This is a genomic window from Vibrio sp. 1562 (assembly GCF_033340155.1).
In the GTDB taxonomy this organism is placed as follows: Bacteria; Pseudomonadota; Gammaproteobacteria; order Enterobacterales; family Vibrionaceae; genus Vibrio; species Vibrio alginolyticus.
The window spans coordinates 1-18,168 of sequence record NZ_JAWOVY010000009.1 but is presented as its reverse complement, the minus strand read 5'-3'; the positions used below and the strand labels follow the sequence as shown (position 1 = coordinate 18,168).

19 protein-coding genes are annotated in these 18,168 nt (G+C 46.5%); all 19 read left to right on the top strand.

The genetic code is table 11. The features are described 5' to 3' along the window. The first annotated feature begins 2 nt into the window (after positions 1-2). Positions 3-1,049, top strand: a complete 1,047-nt coding sequence (fliM, locus tag R7Z49_RS11335) for a flagellar motor switch protein FliM (protein ID WP_005380478.1) — start codon at positions 3-5, stop codon at positions 1,047-1,049. A 58-nt stretch (positions 1,050-1,107) separates the two neighbouring features. After that, positions 1,108-1,518 carry a flagellar motor switch protein FliN gene (gene fliN, locus R7Z49_RS11330; RefSeq protein ID WP_005380479.1) on the top strand — a complete coding sequence of 137 codons (411 nt, stop codon included), beginning with the start codon at positions 1,108-1,110 and terminating at the stop codon, positions 1,516-1,518. A gap of 1 nt (position 1,519) precedes the next feature. Further along, on the top strand, positions 1,520-1,933 hold the full coding sequence (fliO, locus tag R7Z49_RS11325) for a flagellar biosynthetic protein FliO (RefSeq protein WP_005380480.1): 414 nt from the start codon (positions 1,520-1,522) through the stop codon (positions 1,931-1,933). Further along, entirely contained in the window at positions 1,920-2,789 is an 870-nt protein-coding gene (fliP, locus tag R7Z49_RS11320) for a flagellar type III secretion system pore protein FliP (RefSeq protein ID WP_005380487.1), read from the top strand. The genes fliO and fliP overlap by 14 nt, the downstream gene beginning before the upstream one ends. A gap of 24 nt (positions 2,790-2,813) precedes the next feature. Then, complete coding sequence (fliQ, locus tag R7Z49_RS11315; protein ID WP_005380488.1) at positions 2,814-3,083, top strand: flagellar biosynthesis protein FliQ; 270 nt, start codon at positions 2,814-2,816, stop codon at positions 3,081-3,083. Positions 3,084-3,091: 8 nt separating this feature from the next. Next, the gene (gene fliR / locus R7Z49_RS11310; protein WP_206949745.1) at positions 3,092-3,874 is read left to right on the top strand and encodes a flagellar biosynthetic protein FliR; all 783 of its coding nucleotides are present in this window, start codon (positions 3,092-3,094) and stop codon (positions 3,872-3,874) included. Positions 3,875-3,877: 3 nt separating this feature from the next. Beyond that, positions 3,878-5,008, top strand: a complete 1,131-nt coding sequence (flhB, locus tag R7Z49_RS11305; protein ID WP_206949744.1) for a flagellar biosynthesis protein FlhB — start codon at positions 3,878-3,880, stop codon at positions 5,006-5,008. Between the two features lie 210 nt (positions 5,009-5,218). Next, positions 5,219-7,318, top strand: coding sequence for a flagellar biosynthesis protein FlhA (flhA, locus tag R7Z49_RS11300; RefSeq protein ID WP_025998722.1), 2,100 nt, complete (start codon positions 5,219-5,221; stop codon positions 7,316-7,318). A 28-nt stretch (positions 7,319-7,346) separates the two neighbouring features. Continuing rightward, positions 7,347-8,864, top strand: a complete 1,518-nt coding sequence (flhF, locus tag R7Z49_RS11295; protein ID WP_033907111.1) for a flagellar biosynthesis protein FlhF — start codon at positions 7,347-7,349, stop codon at positions 8,862-8,864. Positions 8,865-8,878: 14 nt separating this feature from the next. Beyond that, positions 8,879-9,766 (top strand): MinD/ParA family protein, encoded by an 888-nt coding sequence (locus R7Z49_RS11290; RefSeq protein ID WP_005380498.1) that lies wholly within the window; start codon positions 8,879-8,881, stop codon positions 9,764-9,766. Beyond that, complete coding sequence (locus R7Z49_RS11285; protein ID WP_005380499.1) at positions 9,759-10,493, top strand: RNA polymerase sigma factor FliA; 735 nt, start codon at positions 9,759-9,761, stop codon at positions 10,491-10,493. Before R7Z49_RS11290 ends, R7Z49_RS11285 begins: the two co-directional genes overlap by 8 nt. Before the next feature lie 45 nt (positions 10,494-10,538). Next, a complete protein-coding gene (gene cheY, locus R7Z49_RS11280; RefSeq protein ID WP_017635949.1) occupies positions 10,539-10,907 on the top strand; it encodes a chemotaxis response regulator CheY in 369 nt (122 codons plus the stop codon). A gap of 118 nt (positions 10,908-11,025) precedes the next feature. Further along, the gene (locus R7Z49_RS11275) at positions 11,026-11,766 is read left to right on the top strand and encodes a protein phosphatase CheZ (protein WP_005380502.1); all 741 of its coding nucleotides are present in this window, start codon (positions 11,026-11,028) and stop codon (positions 11,764-11,766) included. A 9-nt stretch (positions 11,767-11,775) separates the two neighbouring features. After that, positions 11,776-14,016 (top strand): chemotaxis protein CheA, encoded by a 2,241-nt coding sequence (locus tag R7Z49_RS11270; protein ID WP_017635948.1) that lies wholly within the window; start codon positions 11,776-11,778, stop codon positions 14,014-14,016. A 29-nt stretch (positions 14,017-14,045) separates the two neighbouring features. Beyond that, positions 14,046-15,158: a chemotaxis response regulator protein-glutamate methylesterase gene (locus R7Z49_RS11265; protein ID WP_318111669.1), complete on the top strand. Its 1,113-nt coding sequence runs from the start codon at positions 14,046-14,048 to the stop codon at positions 15,156-15,158. Between the two features lie 8 nt (positions 15,159-15,166). Then, positions 15,167-15,946: a ParA family protein gene (locus R7Z49_RS11260; RefSeq protein ID WP_176311123.1), complete on the top strand. Its 780-nt coding sequence runs from the start codon at positions 15,167-15,169 to the stop codon at positions 15,944-15,946. Continuing rightward, positions 15,936-17,012, top strand: a complete 1,077-nt coding sequence (locus tag R7Z49_RS11255) for a chemotaxis protein CheW (protein ID WP_213908270.1) — start codon at positions 15,936-15,938, stop codon at positions 17,010-17,012. The genes R7Z49_RS11260 and R7Z49_RS11255 overlap by 11 nt, the downstream gene beginning before the upstream one ends. Positions 17,013-17,047: 35 nt before the next feature. Then, positions 17,048-17,542 (top strand): chemotaxis protein CheW, encoded by a 495-nt coding sequence (locus R7Z49_RS11250; RefSeq protein WP_005380507.1) that lies wholly within the window; start codon positions 17,048-17,050, stop codon positions 17,540-17,542. Between the two features lie 13 nt (positions 17,543-17,555). Further along, a complete protein-coding gene (locus R7Z49_RS11245; RefSeq protein WP_025998721.1) occupies positions 17,556-18,050 on the top strand; it encodes a DUF2802 domain-containing protein in 495 nt (164 codons plus the stop codon). The last annotated feature ends 118 nt before the right edge of the window (positions 18,051-18,168 follow it).

Below are 18,168 nucleotides of genomic sequence, written 5' to 3'. Positions count from 1 at the left end.
ACGTGACCGATCTATTAAGCCAAGACGAAATTGATGCGCTATTGCATGGGGTTGACGATGTTGATGACGTCGATGAACCGATAGAAAACGACACTGAGGGTGCCGTCAATTTTGATTTCTCGTCGCAAGACAGAATCGTACGTGGTCGAATGCCGACGCTCGAACTTATCAACGAGCGCTTCGCACGGCACATGCGTATTAGTCTGTTTAATATGCTGCGTAAAACGGCAGAGGTGTCGATCAATGGCGTGCAGATGATGAAGTTTGGTGAATACCAGAACACATTGTACGTGCCAACCAGTTTGAACATGGTGCGTTTTCGTCCGTTAAAAGGCACTGCGTTGATCACCATGGAGGCTCGTTTAGTCTTTATTCTGGTAGAAAACTTCTTTGGCGGTGATGGTCGATTCCACGCCAAAATCGAAGGCCGCGAATTTACCCCAACGGAACGCCGCATCATTCAGTTGTTACTGAAAATTGTATTTGAAGATTATAAAGAAGCGTGGTCGCCAGTGATGGGGGTAGAGTTCGAATATCTCGACTCTGAAGTAAACCCAAGCATGGCAAACATTGTCAGCCCGACAGAAGTGATTGTCGTGAGTTCATTCCATATAGAAGTTGACGGCGGTGGCGGCGATTTTCATGTCGTTATGCCTTACTCCATGGTTGAGCCTATCCGTGAACTATTGGATGCAGGTGTTCAGTCCGACAAGATGGAAACGGACGTTCGCTGGAGCTCAGCACTACGTGAAGAGATCATGGATTGTCCGGTTAACTTCCGCGTGAACTTGCTCGAAAAAGACATTTCTTTGCGTGATCTCATGGAGCTGCAACCGGGCGATATCATCCCGATTGAAATGCCAGAACATGCGACGATGTTTGTAGAAGACCTACCGACCTATCGCGTAAAAATGGGTCGTTCGGAAGACAAATTAGCGGTGCAAATTTCTGAGGAAATTGAGCGCCCACATGTCGTCAAAACAGATTTAGCTTTCTTAGGTAAAGACATCATGTCCGAGCTTGAGAGTGAAGACGATATAGACCATTAAGATACCTTATTAAATAGACATGCTATGGCATGAGTAAGGCGTAACACAGGATAGAAAAATGGAACCAAGTGACGATCAAAAGCTAGCAGACGAATGGGCAGCCGCTCTTGGCGAAGACCCGTCTGCCCCTTCTGTAGACGTAGATGAAGTATTGGCTGCGCCACTGGAAGAGCTAAAAGACACTTCAAGCCCAATTAGCGAAGATGAGCGTCGTAAACTCGACACTATTATGGATATCCCGGTGACGATTTCGATGGAAGTCGGTCGTTCTCAAATTAGCATTCGGAACCTGTTGCAGCTTAACCAAGGTTCGGTTGTTGAGTTGGATCGTCTAGCCGGTGAGTCGCTCGACGTATTGGTTAACGGTACTTTGATTGCTCACGGCGAAGTCGTGGTCGTCAACGATAAGTTTGGTATCCGTTTGACGGATGTGATCAGCCAAACTGAACGAATTAAGAAGCTGCGTTAAGATGAGTCGTTCAATCAAAATGCGACTGAAGCAAATCACTGGAGCACTGAGCTTAATGCTAAGTGCTCCTTATGCATTTGCTGCCGCACCAAATAATCTGGATCTTGCGACGACACTTGGCTCGCTTGTGCTTGTAATCGGCGTGATTCTTTTACTGGCTTGGTTGCTGAAACGTATGCAAGTGCCAGCGATGGGACAACAAAAGGGCTTGCGTATAGTGAGTCAGTTGCCAGTGGGTACAAAAGAAAGAATCGCAGTAGTTCAAGTGGGTGAAGAACAGTTTTTGGTTGGGATTACTAGCCAATCGATCCAAACTTTAGCCAAGTTAGATAAGCCACTGAAAGAGGAAGAGTTGGCGACCAATGCTTTTGCGACTCAATTTAGCCAGCTGATCAAAAAACATGACAAAGGGTAATCCAATTCGTTTGCTCCTGAGTACGTTGTTACTTTTTGTCGGCGTGCTGTTTTCTTCATTTACCTTTGCTGAAGCAGAGGAGTCAGCGCTGCCAGATAACTTAGCCGATGGAAGTAGTGTTACAGTTCAGGCTATGCAAAGTGATACTGGTGCTAGCCGTGCTATGTCCGTTTCTAGTGGCGGTGGTATTCCAGCATTCACCATGACCACGAACCCTGATGGCAGTGAAGACTACTCGGTTACACTACAAATTTTAGCGTTAATGACCATGCTTGGCTTCTTGCCTGCCATGGTGATTCTGATGACCTCGTTCACTCGAATTGTGGTGGTGATGTCGATATTGCGTCAGGCAATGGGTTTGCAACAAACGCCTTCTAATCAGGTTATTATTGGTATTGCGCTGTTTTTGACCTTTTTTGTTATGTCTCCTGTCCTGAACGAAATCAACGACAAAGCTGTTCAGCCTTATTTGAACGAGCAAGTCACGGCGCGAGAAGCGTTTGATGCTGCACAAGCGCCAATGAAAGCATTTATGCTTAAGCAGACCCGAATCAAAGACTTGGAGACGTTCGTAACCATGTCAGGAGAGCAAGTCGAGAATCCAGAAGATGTGTCGATGGCGGTATTGATTCCGGCTTTTATCACCTCAGAGCTAAAAACTGCATTCCAAATTGGCTTTATGCTCTTCTTGCCGTTTTTGATCATTGACCTTGTAGTCGCTTCGGTACTGATGGCAATGGGTATGATGATGTTGTCACCAATGATTGTTTCGTTGCCGTTCAAGTTGATGTTGTTCGTATTGGTCGATGGTTGGAACTTGATACTCTCGACACTTGCGGGCAGCTTTGCCCTTTAGATAAGCGCAGATAGAGGATAAGACATGACACCAGAAATGTTTGTCGAGCTTTTCCGTGAAGCACTTTGGATGGTGCTTATCATGGTCTGCGCTATTATCATCCCAAGCTTGCTTATCGGCCTTGTAGTCGCGATTTTTCAAGCTGCGACATCCATCAACGAACAAACATTGAGCTTCTTACCGCGTTTGATTGTCACGCTTTTGGCCCTGATGCTGTTTGGGCATTGGATGACGCAAATGTTGATGGAATATTTCTATGGCTTGATTGAACGCTTACCTCAGGTGCTTTATTAGAGGCGCCTATGGAGTACCCCACTAGCGTTGTCTTAGATTGGATCGCAAACTACTTCTGGCCCTATGTTCGTATCTCATCCATGTTGATGGTGATGACAGTAACCGGGGCCCGATTTGTTTCGCCAAGAATCCGCCTTTACCTCGGTTTAGCCATCACTTTCGCTGTCATGCCAGCCATCCCCGCCGTACCTCAGGACATTGAGCTACTCTCGTTTCGTGGCTTCATGACCATTGCCGAGCAAATGATCATCGGCATAGCGATGGGTATGGTTACTCAATTTATGATTCAAACCTTTGTCCTACTTGGTCAAATATTGGGTATGCAATCAAGTTTGGGCTTTGCTTCTATGGTTGATCCCGCAAATGGTCAGAACACGCCATTGCTTGGCCAGTTATTCATGTTCTTAACGACAATGTTTTTCCTTGCCACCGATGGACACTTAAAAATGCTGCAATTGGTGGTGTTCAGTTTTAAAACTTTGCCGATTGGCTCCGGCTCGTTCAACGCGGTTGATTTCCGTGAAATGGCAGGCTGGCTTGGTATTATGTTCCAAACGGCATTGAGTATGTCTCTATCCGGCATTATTGCACTACTGACCATTAACTTGTCGTTTGGTGTAATGACCCGTGCCGCACCACAGCTGAATATCTTCTCGCTTGGTTTTGCTTTTGCTTTGATGGTGGGTCTATTACTTTGTTGGTACATACTGGCTGGTCTATACAGTCATTATGAAATGTTCTGGACAGTGGGTGAGGCGCAGATTTGTCGGCTTATTCGCTTGGAGTGCTAAGATTTGGCAGAATCAGACGGTCAGGAACGCACCGAAGAAGCCACGCCCCGACGGTTACAACAAGCCAGAGAAAAGGGGCAGGTCGCTCGATCTAAAGAGCTCGCATCAGCATCTGTGCTGATCGTTGGCGCCATTTCATTGATGTGGTTTGGCGAGGCGTTAGCACGTTCATTGTTTTCCATCATGAGCCGTTTATTTGATCTTCAACGAGAAGAGATTTTCGATACTGCAAAACTGTTTGATATCGCTTTGGGCGCGATGAGTGATTTGTTGTTCCCACTATTTTTGGTGTTAGCGACATTGTTTACCGCCGCCATGATTGGAGCAGCAGGTGTGGGAGGAATCAGTTTTTCTGCCCAAGCAGCCATGCCCAAGCTGTCGAAAATGAATCCGCTTAGCGGCTTAAAGCGAATGGTTGGCATGCAAAGCTGGGTAGAGTTGATCAAATCAATCCTTAAAGTGGTTCTGGTCACTGGTGTCGCCATCTATTTGATCCAAGTATCGCAGGCCGATCTGATTCAATTGAGCATGGATGTGTATCCGCAAAACATCTTCCATGCTTTAGATATTTTGCTGAACTTTATTTTGCTGATCAGTTGCTCGCTATTGATTGTGGTTGCCATCGATATTCCATTTCAAATTTGGCAGCACGCTGATCAGTTAAAAATGACCAAGCAAGAAGTCAAAGACGAATACAAAGAGACTGAAGGTAAGCCGGAAGTGAAAGGCCGTATTCGTATGTTGCAAAGGGAAGCTGCTCAACGTCGAATGATGGCGGATGTTCCTCAAGCTGATGTTATTGTTACTAACCCAGAGCACTTCTCGGTAGCGCTTCGTTATAAACAGAAGACAGACCGTGCGCCAGTCGTGATCGCTAAAGGTACTGACCACATGGCGATGAAGATTCGAGAAGTCGCCCGCGAACATGACATTACGATTGTGCCAGCACCACCTTTGGCTCGTGCGTTGTACCACACGACAGAGCTCGAGCAAGAGATCCCCGATGGGTTATTTACTGCCGTCGCTCAGGTTTTGGCATTTGTATTCCAATTGAAGCAATACCGAAAACGAGGTGGACAGCGCCCGAAAATTCAAGATTATGATTTGCCAATCCCGCCCGAGCACCGTCATTGATACGAAAAGCGGTAAAGCCTTAAAAAAGCTCGTTTGATCAAAAGCTAAGCTCTATTTGAGTGTTTAGTCATTATTTTGGCGCTAATTATGGTACATAGATTGCTTAAAACGCTTTAATTATCAACCCTACCTAAACTTTTAGGCTAAAGCGGTCGCGTATTAATAGTAAGAGCTTACGCGACGCTTCAATCGATTGAGATCTCTCGTAGTATGAAGTTAAGCCTGCCGTTTGCAGATAAATTGCCACGAATCCCTCAACGTGAAATGCCAGCTATTGGTGCTCCGGTGATGGTTTTGGCCACCCTAGCGATGGTGGTACTGCCGATTCCAGCATTTTTGCTGGATATGTTCTTCACCTTTAACATCGCGCTGTCGATGGTGGTGTTGTTAGTGACCGTTTACACACGTCGCCCTTTGGACTTCGCTGCTTTTCCAACGGTATTGCTGATCGCCACGTTGCTCCGCTTGGCTTTGAACGTTGCCTCGACTCGTGTCGTCTTACTGCATGGTCATGAAGGCGGTAATGCGGCAGGTAACGTAATTGAGGCGTTCGGTAACGTCGTTATTGGTGGTAACTACGCGGTCGGCCTAGTGGTTTTCCTCATCTTAATGATCATCAACTTTATGGTGGTGACCAAAGGTGCGGGTCGTATCTCTGAGGTAAGTGCTCGCTTTACGCTTGATGCGTTGCCGGGTAAGCAAATGGCGATTGATGCGGACTTGAATGCCGGATTGATAGACCAAGAGCAGGCAAGAGTTCGTCGTTTTGAAGTGACCAAAGAAGCGGATTTCTATGGCTCGATGGATGGTGCCTCGAAGTTCGTAAAAGGGGACGCGATTGCCGGTATTTTGATTCTGTTTATCAACATCGTCGGCGGTCTGTCGATCGGTATGGCGCAGTATGGATTGGGTTTCGGTGAAGCGATTGAAATCTATACCTTACTGACAATCGGTGATGGTTTGGTCGCACAAATCCCATCGCTATTGCTGTCAATTGCAGCGGCAATGATGGTGACACGCCAAAACACCGATGAAGACATGGGGGAACAACTGGTCTTCCAGATGTTCGACAACCCAAAAGCGCTGATGATTACTGCGGCTATTCTTGGTGTGATGGGCATCGTACCGGGCATGCCACACTTTGCGTTTTTGAGCCTGGCAGTCGCGGCCGGTGCAGCGGCATATTTCATCGACAAACGGCAGAAGCAGAAAGCGAAAGAGCCCGCTTTACCAGCAACAGCAGACGAAGGTACAGAACCTTCCTCACAGCGCGAACTGTCTTGGGATGACGTCCAGCCAGTCGATATTATTGGCTTGGAAGTCGGTTATCGCTTAATCCCTTTGGTGGACAGAGACCAAGGTGGGGAACTGTTAGAGCGCGTAAAAGGCGTGCGTAAAAAGTTATCGCAAGATTTTGGGTTCCTAATTCCAGCGGTTCATATTCGTGACAATCTTGAGCTGACCCCAAACAGTTACCGAATTACATTGATGGGGGTTGCGGTGGGCGAAGCAGAGATTCGTCCGGATCAAGAGCTAGCGATTAACCCAGGTCAGGTGTATGGCATGATTGATGGTGAGCCAACCATTGACCCTGCTTTTGGACTGGAAGCCGTATGGATCCGAGAAGATCAGCGTGAGCACGCGCAGGCTCTGGGTTATACGGTTGTTGATTCATCAACGGTATTAGCGACGCACCTAAGCCAGCTATTGACCAACAACGCATCACAGCTAATTGGTCATGAAGAAGTAGAGAATTTATTAGAAATGTTGGGACGCAGCGCGCCTAAGTTGGTCGAGAACTTTGTTCCTGACCAATTACCATTAGGTGTGGTGGTGAAAGTCCTACAAAACTTGTTAAACGAGGCCATTCCAATCCGCGATATTCGCACGATTGTTCAAACTTTGGCTGAGTACTCAAGTAAGAGTCAAGAAGCTGACATATTGACGGCAGCAGTTCGAATTAGTCTTAAACGTCTAATTGTTCAAGAAATCAATGGTATAGAGCCTGAGTTACCAGTGATTACTTTGATACCCGAACTGGAACAAATATTGCATCAAACTATGCAAGCATCAGGAGGCGAATCTGCGGGGATTGAACCGGGACTCGCTGAGCGATTGCAGTCTTCACTAAGCCAAGCGACACAGGAACAAGAACTGAAAGGCGAACCTGCCGTTCTGCTTACTTCCGGCGTATTACGCTCGACGTTGGCGAAATTTGTGAAGAACACAATACCTAATCTCCGGGTACTGTCTTACCAAGAAATCCCGGATGAAAAACAGATCAGAATTGTGCAAGCCGTGGGTAACTGATCTCACGCATCATTAATGGATTCATAGTTTGAAAATAAAGCGATTTTTTGCCAAAGACATGAGAACGGCGCTGCTCCAAGTGAAAGAGGAGTTAGGCGCGGAAGCGGTGATCATGTCAAACAAGAAAGTGGCTGGTGGAGTAGCGATTGTTGCGGCGATAGATAGTGAATCTAATCCGTCTCAAGCAAGCGCAGCGTCACAGCAAAATCGCGGTGCTTCTCAATCGAATCGCTATAACGAACATCGTCAAATGTCATCGTCTTCTGCTGATCGTTACCAAGATCGTCATTTAGATGAAGATAAAATTAGCCTGAACAGTAATAACAGTAACAATGAAAAAACAGGCTCAATGACGCAGCGATTCGCTAATATGCTTAAGCAATATAGCGGTGGTGCAGCAGATGCTGACGACCACGTAGCGGAAAATGAAGATTCGCTCTCTGCTTTGCTGCAACGCCAAAATAAGCATCGCGACGGCTACAACCAAGAAAAGCCAGCGCCATATCAACCAGATTCACCTTTGGCGAAGCTAATCGCACAGGACAATCGATTTGAACGTCCGACGCCCAAGCTGGACCCGACGCGCTATGACCGACGTCGCCCAAGTGATGAGCGTGACGAATCGGCCGATGAGCTAGAAAGCATGCGCGAAGAGATGACGTCAATTCGTCGTCTGTTGGAGCACCAAGTTTCTGGTCTGATGTGGCAAGAAGTAGAACGTCGTGAGCCACTAAGAGCAATGCTGATTAAGCGCTTAGAGCGAATGGGCGTTTCTCCGGAGTTAGCAGACCAGATGGCCTGTTATATCCCGGAAGATACAAAGCCAGCGCGAGCGTGGAAAGCGTTATTGTCGCTGGTGGCGGATCAAATCAATATTCCTAAACAGGACATTTTAAAACGTGGTGGCGTAGTCGCATTGTTGGGTCCGACGGGGGTTGGGAAAACAACAACCGTAGCGAAACTCGCAGCACGCGCAGCCATGGAATACGGTGCCGACAATGTGGCCCTTGTGACAACAGATACATATCGCATAGGTGCACATGAGCAACTCTCAATTTATGGAAGAATTATGGGTTGTCCCGTAAGAGTTGCTAAAGATTCTAACGAGTTAGCCGATGTTATATATCAGCTAAGAAACAGAAGACTGATTTTGGTCGATACGGCAGGGATGGGGCAACGAGATGTGAGGCTTTCCGAGCAGCTCGACACTCTAATGCAAGAGAGCGGGGAAGTGATTCACAGCTACCTTGTTTTGCCGGCTACCGCACAACGTCGTGTTCTACAAGAAACGCTGGATCACTTCCGACGTATACCACTTTCGGGTTGTATTATGACGAAGCTTGATGAGTCATTAAGCCTAGGCGAATTCATCAGTGTAGTGATTCAAAACGCAATGCCAGTAGCTTACATCGCTAATGGTCAGCGCGTACCAGAAGACATTGTGATAGCGCAACCAAAATATATGCTTGCGAAAGCAAATGAACTGTTAGAGAAGTCGACAGAGAACGAACCTCACTTTTGGAACAGTGACAGTGAAGGACTCTAAGGCGGCGGACTACTATGACTGAGAATATGATACACGATCAAGCAAGCGGCCTCCGTCGCTTAACACAACCATCGTTGACCAAAGTGATTGCTGTTACTGGCGGCAAAGGTGGTGTGGGGAAATCAAACGTAACACTGGGTCTGGCGATTTGTATGGCTCGCCAAGGCAAGAAGGTGATGGTTCTCGACGCTGATTTAGGTCTGGCCAATGTGGACGTGATGCTCGGAATTCGTGCAAAACGTAATCTAGGACATGTCTTAGCGGGTGAATGTGAGCTAAAAGATGCGATTGTCGAAGGGCCTTATGGTATAAAGATAATTCCTGCAACTTCTGGCACACAGAGCATGACAGAGCTTTCTCACGCTCAGCATGCTGGACTCATTCGAGCATTTGGTAGTCTTGAAGACGAAATGGATGTCCTGCTGATTGATACCGCTGCTGGTATCTCTGACATGGTAATCAGTTTTTCGCGAGCAGCTCAAGATGTGGTTGTAGTTGTGTGTGATGAACCGACGTCAATCACAGATGCCTATGCATTAATCAAGCTGTTGAGTAAAGAACACCAAGTTCAACGCTTTAAAGTTGTAGCAAATATGGTCAGAAGCTACCGTGAAGGGCGAGAATTGTTTGCAAAGTTGACACTAGTCACAGAGCGATTCTTGAATGTTAGCCTTGAACTCGTAGCATGTATTCCATTAGATGATAAAGTACGACAGGCTGTAAAAAGACAAAAAATTGTCGTTGATGCGTTCCCACGCTCGCCTGCCGCTTTAGCTATCAGCTCACTAGCAAACAAAGCGTTGACGTGGCCACTACCGAAAACACCAAGTGGACACTTGGAATTTTTTGTGGAAAGGTTGCTAAATCGTACCGAATTCGCAGAGGACCCTTTTGGTGAATAAAGCGATAACCTATGACCAACATGGCAAATTTAATAGCCAGCAGGCGTTCATTGAACGTTATTCAGTGTTGGTTAAGCGCATTGCTCACCACCTACTAGGCCGTTTACCGCCGAGTGTTCAGGTAGAGGATTTAATTCAGGCCGGCATGATCGGTCTTATCGAAGCTCAGCAGAATTATGATGGTTCTAAAGGTGCGAGCTTTGAAACTTATGCAGGTATCCGTATTCGTGGCGCAATGTTAGATGACATGCGTAAAGGCGATTGGGTACCGCGTTCTGTTCATAAAAATAATCGAGAGATTAACCAAGCGATTGCGGAGCTGGAAGGCGAATTAAATCGAGATCCTACTGATTCTGAAGTAGCCACGCATCTCGGTATGACACTGGATCAATATCATAGTGCTCTTACCGATATCAACTGCTCAAAATTAGTCGGTATTGAAGATTTAGGCGTTTCTGATGATGTGATTTCACCGGCGGATGAAACCGATGACAGCAACCCATTCAAAGGGGTAGTTGATGAATCATTTCGAAAAGCACTGGTTGAATCAATAAAACAGCTTCCAGAGCGTGAAGCTTTGGTTCTTTCGCTTTATTATGATGAAGAACTCAATTTGAAAGAAATTGGCGATGTGTTAGGCGTAAGCGAATCTCGCGTAAGTCAAATACTGAGTCAAGCGATGCAACGTTTACGTACCAAGCTCAGTGCGTGGACACAAAATGACTAAAAACACTGATTTTACGATTCAGTGGAGGCAATTTTGAATAAAAACATGAAGATCCTTATTGTTGATGATTTCTCAACAATGCGCCGTATTGTTAAAAACCTGCTTCGTGACTTGGGTTTCAATAACACTCAAGAAGCGGACGATGGTTTAACCGCATTACCAATGCTGAAAAAAGGTGACTTCGATTTTGTTGTAACTGACTGGAACATGCCAGGTATGCAAGGCATCGATTTGCTTAAACACATCCGCGCGGATGCAGAACTTAAGCATCTGCCAGTTCTAATGATCACGGCTGAAGCGAAGCGTGAGCAGATCATTGAAGCTGCTCAAGCAGGTGTAAACGGCTACATTGTTAAGCCATTTACTGCTGCAACATTAAAAGAAAAATTAGATAAAATTTTCGAGCGTTTATAACTCTCTCTTTCTCTTTGTTATTCGAGTCATTCATACCAATTATTAAATACCTATTAAATGACTCGTTTAGCGTTTTCAAAGTGATAAGAAGAACTAAACGTAAAAGGGTCTATTCAGAATGATCTCACTAGAGCAGGCGAAGTCACTCGTTCAAATGCTAGAAAACGGGGAACAAGACCAAGCCAATATGCTTGTTGCCTCGATCTACGAAGGTGCCGATAACCCAATGCTGCAAGAAATTGGAGCGTTAACTCGAGACCTTCACGAATCACTCAAGCAGTTCAGTCTCGATCAGCGCATGACCGAAATTGCGAAAGACGAAATCCCTAACGCTAGGGATCGTCTCAATTATGTGATCGAGAAGACAGAGCTTGCAGCCAACAAAACAATGGATGCGGTCGACTGCTGCCTTCCTATCGCTGATAACCTGCATGATTGCCTTCTAAAAGTTCGTCCTCAATGGAATGAACTCATGCACGGGCGCATAGAATTAAGCGAATTTAAAGCACTGTGTCACCGAATCGACGGGCTATTAGTGCAAGTCGAAGGTGACAGCACTGAATTGCGCGGCCAATTGACCGAAATTCTCATGGCGCAAGACTTCCAAGACCTAACTGGCCAAATCATTCGCCGCGTAATTACGTTGGTTAATGAAGTTGAAGGCCGCTTAGTGGAAATCCTAACCGTATTCTCTGGAAATAAACTTGAAGAACATATTCAAGTTTTGTCAGAACCGGCAGATAAAAAGAATACACAAACAAGCGAAGCCGAAGGCCCGATTCTTCATCCAGAACTGAGAGAAGATGCGGTTTCATCGCAGGACGAAGTCGATGACTTGTTGTCCAGTCTTGGATTTTAAAGGTAACGTATGAGCTACGATTTAGACGAAGATATTCTTCAGGACTTTCTCATTGAGGCTGGGGAAATTCTCGAGCTGCTTTCTGAGCAGTTGGTTGAATTGGAAAATAACCCAGAAGACAAAGACTTACTTAATGCTATTTTCCGCGGGTTTCATACCGTAAAAGGCGGTGCCGGCTTCCTTTCATTGGCAGAGCTAGTCGATACTTGTCATGGTGCGGAGAACGTGTTCGACGTTTTACGAAACGGTCAACGCACGGTAACGCAAAACTTAATGGATACGATGCTAAAAGCCTTGGATACGGTTAATACCCAGTTCCAGGCTGTTCAAGATCGTGAGCCGTTAGAAGCTGCGGACCCTGAGCTTCTTGAAGAACTTCATCGTCTATGCAAACCTGAGTCAGAAGATGAAGTAGCGGCAACCGTAGTTGAAGAACCAGTGGCTACTCCAGAGCCTATTATTCCCGAGCCTATCATCGAAGAACCTGCTGCGCCGTCAGCACCATCAAGTGTCGGCTCTGTTGATGAAATTACCCAAGACGAATTCGAAAAGCTACTTGATGAGCTTCATGGTAAAGGTTCAGCGCCAGGCGCCTCAATGTCTGCGACATCTACAACGCCATCTGAACCGCCTCAATCGAGTGCGCCATCAGTTGAAAGTGGTGATATCACTGATGATGAGTTTGAACGTTTACTCGATGAACTGCACGGTGTAGGAAAAAGCCCTTCTACGGCAGAGGCTGCTGCATCTGCATCCGTACCAGTAGAGCCACCTAAAGCGGCAGAGCCTTCCGCTCCAGTGTCATCTTCATCAAATCAAGACAGTGACTTAATGACGGACGAAGAGTTCGAAAAGTTACTCGATGAGCTACATGGTTCAGGTAAAGGTCCAACGCTAGAAGAATTGGATATGGCAACGAAGCCTGCTTCAGCAAACGTAGAGCAAAGCCCTGCGAAACCTGAGCCTGTTGCTAAGCCAGCACCCGTTCAAACAGCGCCAGCACCAAAGCCAGAATCTAAACCAGTCGCCGTAAAAGAAGAAGCTAAAGCACCAGCGGTTAAAAAACCTCAGGCTGAAGCAACCGTTCGTGTTGATACCTCGACGCTTGATACCATCATGAACATGGTGGGTGAGCTCGTATTGGTTCGAAACCGCCTATTAAGCCTTGGTTTGAATAGCGACAACGAAGAGATGTCCAAAGCGGTCGCTAACCTTGATGTGGTAACTGCGGATCTACAAGGCGCGGTAATGAAAACGCGTATGCAGCCAATTAAGAAAGTGTTTGGCCGTTTCCCGCGCGTTGTCCGTGACTTGGCTCGTAACCTAAATAAAGACATCGTGCTAGAAATGCGCGGTGAAGAAACCGATCTCGATAAGAACCTTGTAGAAGCATTGGCCGATCCGTTGATTCACTTGGTACGTAACTCGGTTGATCACGGTATTGAAATGCCAGACGCACGCGCGAAGGCCGGCAAATCACGCACAGGTAAAGTGATTTTGTCAGCATCGCAAGAAGGGGACCATATTGAACTATCCATCGTAGATGATGGTGGCGGTATGGACCCGAACAAACTGCGTGGCATCGCGGTGAAGCGTGGCATGATGGATGAAGATGCGGCGGCACGTTTAACAGATAAAGAGTGCTTCAACCTTATCTTCGCACCTGGTTTCTCAAGTAAAGATAAAATTTCTGACATCTCTGGTCGTGGTGTGGGTATGGACGTGGTTAAGACGGCGATCAATACCTTAAACGGTTCAATCGATATCGATTCTGAGCTAGGCAAGGGCACTAAGATTACGATCAAAGTACCACTAACGTTAGCGATTTTACCGACTCTGATGGTTGGTGTTGGCGGTCATCCGTTTGCTCTACCACTGGCTTCGGTGAGTGAAATTTTCCACTTAGATCTTAGCCGTACAAACGTGGTAGATGGTCAGCTGACGATCATTGTACGTGAGAAATCTATCCCGCTATTTTACTTACAAAACTGGTTAGCATCCAAATCGCAAAACGTCCAAGAGCGTACTGGTCACGGTCACGTGGTGATTGTACAGATTGGTAACCAACGCGTTGGTTTTGTTGTGGATACGCTTATTGGTCAAGAAGAAGTGGTTATTAAGCCACTCGATAATCTATTACAGGGCACTCCAGGTATGGCTGGTGCGACAATTACTAGCGATGGCCACATTGCATTAATTCTAGATGTGCCTGATTTACTTAAGCGATACGCTGCGGCTTCACGCCTTTAAGCAAAGCTGACGTTATTAAAAGGAATAAGATGGCGATTAAAGTACTAGTCGTTGATGATTCGAGTTTTTTCCGACGTCGCGTGAGCGAAATCATCAACTCAGAATCGCGCCTAGAAGTGATTGACGTTGCGGTAAATGGTAGAGAGGCGGTTGAGAAAGCCAAATCTCTCAAACCTGACGTCATCACGATGGATATTGAAATGCCAGTGATGGATGGCATTACAGCTGTACGTGAAATAATGGCCGCTGCTCCAACGCCAATTCTAATGTTTTCGTCCCTGACCCACGACGGGGCGAAAGCTACGCTTGATGCGCTAGATGCGGGCGCATTGGACTTCTTACCGAAAAAGTTTGAGGACATTGCGCGTAACCGTGAAGAAGCGGTGTCATTACTTCAACAGCGTGTGATTCAGATTGCCTCGAAGCGCGCTTTCATGCGTCGACCTATCGCTCGCCCAACAGCGAGTACCAGCACGACTACTCGATCATTAGGTTCAAGAACGGCTTCAGCTGTGACTCCAACACCAACTCGACCTGCTGCGACAAAGTACCGTGCTTCTGGTAAGAAGTATCAACTGACGGCAATTGGCACATCAACAGGTGGCCCCGTTGCTCTACAAAAAATTCTGACGCGTTTGCCGATGAACTATCCGCATCCGATTGTATTGATTCAACACATGCCAGCAACGTTTACTGCTGCGTTTGCCAGTCGTTTGAACACCTTGTGTAAGATTCAAGTGAAAGAAGCACAAGATGGCGATGTGTTACAGCCCGGTGTGGCATACCTTGCACCAGGTGGGAAACAAATGATGGTGGATGGACGAGCGGGCGCTGCTCGTCTTCGCATTATTGATGGCGGCGACCGCATGAACTACAAACCATGTGTGGATGTGACTTTTGGTTCTGCCGCAAAAGTATATGGCGACAAAGTGCTCTCTTTAGTGTTGACAGGCATGGGTGCAGACGGTCGTGAGGGCGCTCGCATGTTGAAGTCTGCAGGCTCAACAATTTGGGCACAAGATGAAGAAAGTTGTGTTGTTTATGGCATGCCCCAAGCGGTTGCTAAAGCAGGCATTTCTTCAGAAGATTTACCGCTTGACCGCATTGCTGAACGCATGTTGGTGGAAGTTGGCCTAGCTTAGGATTCATCATGATTGTTTGGAGTGTAGCTAACCAGAAAGGAGGCGTGGGTAAAACCACCTCAACAGTGACATTGGCGGGCTTATTGAGCCAGAAAGGCCATCGAGTATTGATGGTTGATACTGATCCTCACGCCTCACTGACTACTTATCTCGGTTATGATCCTGATGCAGTAACTTCGAGCCTATTTGATTTATTCCAGTTGAAGACGTTTTCTCGTGAGACGGTTAAGCCGTTGATTTTAGAAACAGAGCTGGAAGGAATGGATATCATTCCCGCGCATATGTCCCTTGCCACGCTTGATCGCGTAATGGGTAATCGCAGTGGTATGGGATTAATCTTAAAACGGGCGCTGCAAACTGTCTCACAAGACTATGACTATGTGTTGATTGACTGTCCGCCAATCCTTGGCGTGATGATGGTGAACGCGTTGGCAGCCAGTGACCGAATTTTGATTCCTGTTCAAACAGAGTTTTTGGCGATGAAAGGTCTAGAGCGCATGATGCGTACGCTAACCATTATGCAAAAATCTCGCCCGGGCGGTTTCAAAGTGACTATCGTCCCAACCATGTACGATAAGCGCACGAAAGCGTCATTGCAGACATTGATGCAACTGAAAAAAGATTACCCAAATCAAGTGTGGACCTCAGCGGTGCCTATTGATACCAAGTTCCGCGATGCCAGTTTAAAGCACTTGCCAGCTTCGCATTTTGCATCTAGTAGCCGTGGTGTGTTTGCCTATAAACAGCTACTGATTTACCTGGAGAGGTTGGCGTTCGATGAGCAGTAATGATGTGCTGTCCAGTGAACAAGCACTTGATGACTACTTTAATGCATTACTGGATGATGAAACTGAAATAACGACTCTTGAGGAAGACCTTGACCTGTTGGCTCAAGAGGTATCATCTGCAGAGCCAGAGCCAGAGCCAGAGCCAGAGCCAGAGCCAGAGCCAGAGCCAGAGCCAGAGCCAGAGCCAGAGCCAGAGCCAGAATTACAGCTACAATACTCGGAGCCAGAAACGTACCAGTTTCAAGAAACATATCCGCCAGAGTTGGAAGCTCCAAACCTGGAAGATGTTCAAAGGCTATTAAGTCAGCTTGAAGCAAGCAACCCAGTGGCTGAGTTGGATATTGATAGTATTCTTGAACAAAATACGATTGATATTGCAGCAGAGATAAAAGCGGCTGAGCCTGAGGTACAAACCTTTAGTGAGGTGCCTGAGCTTCAGGGTGTTGAGGAAATACAGGACTGGGTGATTGATGAGCCAGTTTTTGAGGAAGCGCAACCAGAGGTGGATGAACCTCACGCAGTGATCGAACAAAGTATCAATATAGAAGCGAACGTCGATACTGAACTCGAAACACAAGCAGATTCCGATATACCAACGGTCTGGGAAAGCACGAAGCGAAGTGAGGACTTCCAAGTTCTTTACTTTGATGTGAATGGTGTCACGTTTGCTGTACCTCTTGATGAGTTAGGTGGTATTCATCGCATTAGCGAGCTTAACCATTTGATAGGAAAACCCGCCTGGTATTTGGGGCTACAAACGAATCGCGAGCAGCAGTTTGATGTCATCGATACCGCGAAATGGGTGATGGCAGATAAGCTTCGTGATGATAGCTATAAAGATAACTACCAATATGTCGTCATGCTTGGTGAGAGCATGTGGGGGTTGGCCAGTAACCAATTAATGGGGACTGAAACGCTTAATATCGACAAGGTTCGCTGGCGTGAGCAGGCGGGTAAACGCCCTTGGCTAGCGGGCATGGTAAAAGAAAAAATGTGTGCCTTAATTCATGTCCAGGCGCTCATTGACATGCTAAACGCCGGTTTAGATGTCAAATCACTGAATTAGATTTAAGTCGGGAACGACATTAACGAGGATTAACTATGTCTCAAGCTTTTGAAGTAGAAGTGAAGAAAGATGCATCGAATGACGAAGTTCTTCAGTGGGTGACGTTCCAGCTAGAAGAAGAAACGTACGGCATCAACGTAATGCAAGTTCGTGAAGTACTTCGTTATACTGAAATTGCCCCTGTTCCAGGTGCACCAGATTATGTACTTGGTATCATCAACCTACGCGGTAATGTAGTTACTGTTATCGATACACGTTCACGTTTTGGCCTGATGGAAGGCGAAGTCACCGACAACACTCGTATTATTGTGATCGAGTCTGAGCGTCAAGTGATTGGTATCTTAGTAGATAGCGTGGCAGAAGTCGTTTATCTGCGTTCTTCTGAAATTGATACGACGCCTTCAGTTGGTACCGACGAGAGTGCGAAGTTCATCCAGGGTGTGAGCAATCGTGACGGCAAGCTTCTTATCCTTGTGGATTTGAACAAGCTGCTAACAGATGACGAGTGGGACGAGATGGCTCACCTTTAATGGCTGAATGATGATGGCTGAAGAGACTCTTTTATCTGCTCCATTCCTTGCGGGTGGCGTCGCTTTTATCGTGTTAGTATTGGTTGTTTTGCAACTGCGGATTCGCTCGGGGTTACAAAAGCAGTTAGACCAACAACGAGCTCAATCTCGACACGCAGATAAAGAAGTGCAAAAGTTGAGTAAGCAGTTACTCGAAGTGCGCTCGGTTGTCGTTGGTCTTGGGCAAAAAGTGACGGAGCAACAAGACATTATTCAGCACTTAAACGAGAGAATTCGCGAACTCGAACACGCTGATACTGATGGTCGCTTGTACAGTCGCGCTTCTAAAATGGTACAGCTTGGCGCTGATATCAACGAGCTGATTGAAGAGTGCGAACTACCAAAAGCCGAAGCTGAGTTGATGCTTTCACTGCAGAAGAAACTGGCAGGGAAAGAGAAGATTCCACCATTAAGTGGTCAGCCATCAGATGACGCAGAATATCCAGCGCGTGGACGTCGTCGACGCTAAAGGTTATCAAGCGATAAAAAAGAGGCGTTATTACGCCTCTTTTTTTGTTTTCAGCCCTAAACCACCTACTTCAGTAGGTGGTTATCATCCGTTTCGGCTTTGCCTGTAAAACTACTCA

Excerpts from the sequence above, each read along its gene's own strand:
- fliN (WP_005380479.1), top strand. The coding sequence starts at position 1,108 with ATGGAACCAAGTGACGATCAAAAGCTAGCAGACGAATGGGCAGCCGCT.
- R7Z49_RS11270 (WP_017635948.1), top strand. The coding sequence starts at position 11,776 with ATGAGCTACGATTTAGACGAAGATATTCTTCAGGACTTTCTCATTGAG.
- R7Z49_RS11290 (WP_005380498.1), top strand. The coding sequence starts at position 8,879 with ATGACTGAGAATATGATACACGATCAAGCAAGCGGCCTCCGTCGCTTA.
- cheY (WP_017635949.1), top strand. The coding sequence starts at position 10,539 with ATGAAGATCCTTATTGTTGATGATTTCTCAACAATGCGCCGTATTGTT.
- fliR (WP_206949745.1), top strand. The coding sequence starts at position 3,092 with ATGGAGTACCCCACTAGCGTTGTCTTAGATTGGATCGCAAACTACTTC.
- flhA (WP_025998722.1), top strand. The coding sequence starts at position 5,219 with ATGAAGTTAAGCCTGCCGTTTGCAGATAAATTGCCACGAATCCCTCAA.
- R7Z49_RS11275 (WP_005380502.1), top strand. The coding sequence starts at position 11,026 with ATGATCTCACTAGAGCAGGCGAAGTCACTCGTTCAAATGCTAGAAAAC.
- R7Z49_RS11260 (WP_176311123.1), top strand. The coding sequence starts at position 15,167 with ATGATTGTTTGGAGTGTAGCTAACCAGAAAGGAGGCGTGGGTAAAACC.
- fliO (WP_005380480.1), top strand. The coding sequence starts at position 1,520 with ATGAGTCGTTCAATCAAAATGCGACTGAAGCAAATCACTGGAGCACTG.
- fliP (WP_005380487.1), top strand. The coding sequence starts at position 1,920 with ATGACAAAGGGTAATCCAATTCGTTTGCTCCTGAGTACGTTGTTACTT.
- R7Z49_RS11250 (WP_005380507.1), top strand. The coding sequence starts at position 17,048 with ATGTCTCAAGCTTTTGAAGTAGAAGTGAAGAAAGATGCATCGAATGAC.
- R7Z49_RS11265 (WP_318111669.1), top strand. The coding sequence starts at position 14,046 with ATGGCGATTAAAGTACTAGTCGTTGATGATTCGAGTTTTTTCCGACGT.
- R7Z49_RS11255 (WP_213908270.1), top strand. The coding sequence starts at position 15,936 with ATGAGCAGTAATGATGTGCTGTCCAGTGAACAAGCACTTGATGACTAC.
- R7Z49_RS11245 (WP_025998721.1), top strand. The coding sequence starts at position 17,556 with ATGGCTGAAGAGACTCTTTTATCTGCTCCATTCCTTGCGGGTGGCGTC.
- fliQ (WP_005380488.1), top strand. The coding sequence starts at position 2,814 with ATGACACCAGAAATGTTTGTCGAGCTTTTCCGTGAAGCACTTTGGATG.